Genomic DNA, 3014 nt, shown 5'->3' on the forward strand with positions numbered 1-3014 from the left:
GCGGGTCGCGACAACGAAGTCGCGTGTCTCCGCTGAAGTGTCTGATCAAGGACGATCGGACCGCTTCGCCTCTCATCTGGCACTGCTCCGACAACGACGTCGCATGAATGGCCTGGATGCTGCGCAAGCAGCCCGGGGCCACCTCAGGCGGCGCTGTTGTGCTTGCGGTCGCGGGCCCGGAAGGAGGCGTCTTGGACTTTTTGACTTTCTCAGGGAGACTGGGATGCCCAAGAAGCTGGTGGTGATCGGAAACGGCATGGCGGCGGGCCGTGTCCTGGAGGAGCTCTGTGCGCGGGCTCCGGGCGCCTACGAGGTGACGATCTTCGGGGCCGAGCCGCGGGTGAACTACAACCGCATCATGCTCTCGCCGGTTCTCTCCGGCGAGAAGGCCTACGAGGACATCCTGATCCACGATGACGCCTGGTATGCCACGCACGGCATCACCCTGCATCGCGGCCAGCCGGTGGTGGCGATCGACCGTGCGGCCAGGCGGGTGATTGCGGCGGATGGCACGCTGGCGGCGTACGACCAACTCCTCGTCGCCACCGGCTCGCTGCCTTTCGTGGTGCCGATCCCGGGCGCGACCCTGCCGGGCGTGGTCACCTACCGCGACCTCGATGATGTCGACGCCATGCTGGAGGCCGCCCGCCAGGGCGGGCGCGCGGTCGTGATCGGCGGCGGCCTGCTCGGGCTCGAGGCGGCGGCCGGCCTCAAGGCGCAGGGCATGGAGGTCACGGTGCTCCATCTCATGCCGACCCTGATGGAGCGCCAGCTCGACCCGTCGGCGGCCTATCTGCTGCAGCGGGCGATGGAGGAGCGCGGCATCGCGGTGCGCTGCAAGGCCAACACCCATGCCATCCTCGGCGAGACCCATGTCACCGGCGTGCGGCTCGACGACGGCACCGAGCTTGCCGCCGACATCGTCGTCATGGCCGTCGGCATTCGGCCGAACGCGGCTCTGGCCAAGGAGGCCGGGCTCGAGACGAACCGGGGCGTGCTCGTGGGCGACGACATGCGCACCAGCGATCCGGACGTGTTCGCGGTCGGCGAATGCGTCGAGCACCGCGGCCTCTGCTACGGCCTCGTGGCGCCGCTCTACGAGATGGCCAAGGTCGTCGCCGCGCAGCTCGCCGGCGATGGCACAGCCGCCTATACCGGCTCGGTCACGGCCACCAAGCTGAAGGTCACCGGCATCGACCTGTTCTCGGCCGGCGATTTCAGCGAGGCCCGGGACCGGCAGGACATCGTTCTTCGCGATGCCGCGCGCGGGATCTACAGGCGCCTCGTGCTCCAGGACAACCGCCTCGTCGGGGCGGTGCTCTACGGCGAGACCGCGGACGGCCCCTGGTTCTTCGATCTCCTGCGCCAGGGGGCGGATGTGTCGGAGCTGCGCGACACGCTGATCTTCGGACAATCCTATGCCGGGGGCGTTCCCCTGGACCCTACGGCGGCCGTTGCAGCCTTGCCGGATGAGGCGGAGATCTGCGGCTGCAACGGCGTGTGCAAGGGCCAGATCGTGCAAGCCATCACCGACAAGGGCCTGTCCACGCTCGCCGACGTGCGGGCGCATACCAAGGCCTCGGCGTCCTGCGGCACCTGCACCGGCCTGGTCGAGCAGGTGATGACCGTGACGCTCGGCGACCGGTTCGCCCGCGCCGCCACGGAGCCGCTGTGCGGCTGCACCGATCTCGGCCACGACGAGGTGCGCCGCCTCATCCGCGCCGCCGGGCTGACATCGATCCCGGCGGTGATGCAGGAACTCGGCTGGAAGACCTCCTGCGGCTGCGCCAGGTGCCGCCCGGCCCTGAACTACTATCTTCTGTGCGACTGGCCGGCGGAATACGCGGACGATGGTCGCTCGCGCTTCATCAACGAGCGGGTGCACGCCAACATCCAGAAGGACGGCACCTACTCGGTCGTGCCGCGCATGTGGGGCGGCCTGACCAATCCGCGCGAGCTGCGTGCGATCGCCGACGTGGCCGAGAGGTACAGCATCCCGACCGTCAAGGTGACGGGCGGCCAGCGCATCGACCTCCTGGGCGTGCGCAAGGAGGACCTGCCGGCCGTCTGGGCCGACCTCAACGCGGCCGGCATGGTCTCGGGGCACGCCTATGCCAAGGGCCTGCGCACGGTGAAGACCTGCGTCGGCTCGGAATGGTGCCGCTTCGGCACGCAGGATTCCACCGGCCTCGGGGTCAAGATCGAGCAGTTCATGTGGGGCTCGTGGACGCCCGCCAAGGTCAAGATGGGCGTCTCGGGCTGCCCGCGCAACTGCGCCGAGGCGACCTGCAAGGATGTCGGCGTGATCTGCGTCGAGTCCGGCTACGAGATCCACTTCGCGGGAGCGGCCGGGCTGCACATCAAGGGCACGCAGCTGCTGTGCAAGGTGGCCGAGGAGGACGAGTGCCTCGAGATCATCGCCGCCCTGACGCAGCTCTACCGCGAGCAGGGCCACTATCTCGAGCGCATGTACAAATGGGCCGACCGGGTCGGCGTCGATGCGATCCGCGCGATCGTGGTCGCGGACCGCGAAAAGCGCCGCGCCCTGTTCGCGCGCTTCGAGCTCTCGCAGCGCAAGGCGCAGGTCGATCCCTGGGCCGAGCGGGTCGCCGGACGCGAGGCGCATGAGTTCAGGCCGATGGCTAACTTCACCCTGGCGGAGGCGGCGGAATGAGCGAGTGGATCGATATCGGCGCGGTCGAGGACGTGCCGGTGCTTGGATCGCGCGTCGTGCAGGCACCCGGAGGAGACATCGCGGTGTTCAAGGCGGCGGACGGCACGCTCTTCGCGCTGCGCGACCGCTGCCCGCATAGGGGCGGGCCTCTGTCGCAGGGCATCGTGCATGGCCATGCGGTCACGTGCCCGCTGCACAACTGGGTGATCAGCCTGAAGACCGGGGAGGCTCAAGGGGCGGACCGGGGCTGCACCCACACGATCCCGCTGCGCGTCGAGGGCACGCGCATCCTGCTCGCAGCCTCCGCCCTCAGGGCACAAGCGGCGTAAAGGATCCCATG

The 3014-nt window shown here is 69.1% G+C and carries 2 protein-coding genes; both read left to right on the forward strand.

Features of this window, described 5'->3' with window-relative positions:
- The first annotated feature begins 223 nt into the window (after positions 1-223).
- Complete coding sequence (gene nirB, locus DC522_RS32950; protein ID WP_116532621.1) at positions 224-2674, forward strand: nitrite reductase large subunit NirB; 2451 nt, start codon at positions 224-226, stop codon at positions 2672-2674.
- Positions 2671-3003 (forward strand): nitrite reductase small subunit NirD, encoded by a 333-nt coding sequence (gene nirD, locus DC522_RS32955; protein ID WP_116532622.1) that lies wholly within the window; start codon positions 2671-2673, stop codon positions 3001-3003. The genes nirB and nirD overlap by 4 nt, the downstream gene beginning before the upstream one ends.
- The last annotated feature ends 11 nt before the right edge of the window (positions 3004-3014 follow it).

It is taken from the genome of Microvirga sp. KLBC 81 (assembly GCF_003075415.1).
In the GTDB taxonomy this organism is placed as follows: domain Bacteria; phylum Pseudomonadota; class Alphaproteobacteria; order Rhizobiales; family Beijerinckiaceae; genus Microvirga.

Bases quoted from the DNA above. Each gene is read 5' to 3' on its own strand.
- nirD (WP_116532622.1), top strand. From the start codon at position 2,671: ATGAGCGAGTGGATCGATATCGGCGCGGTCGAGGACGTGCCGGTGCTT.
- nirB (WP_116532621.1), top strand. From the start codon at position 224: ATGCCCAAGAAGCTGGTGGTGATCGGAAACGGCATGGCGGCGGGCCGT.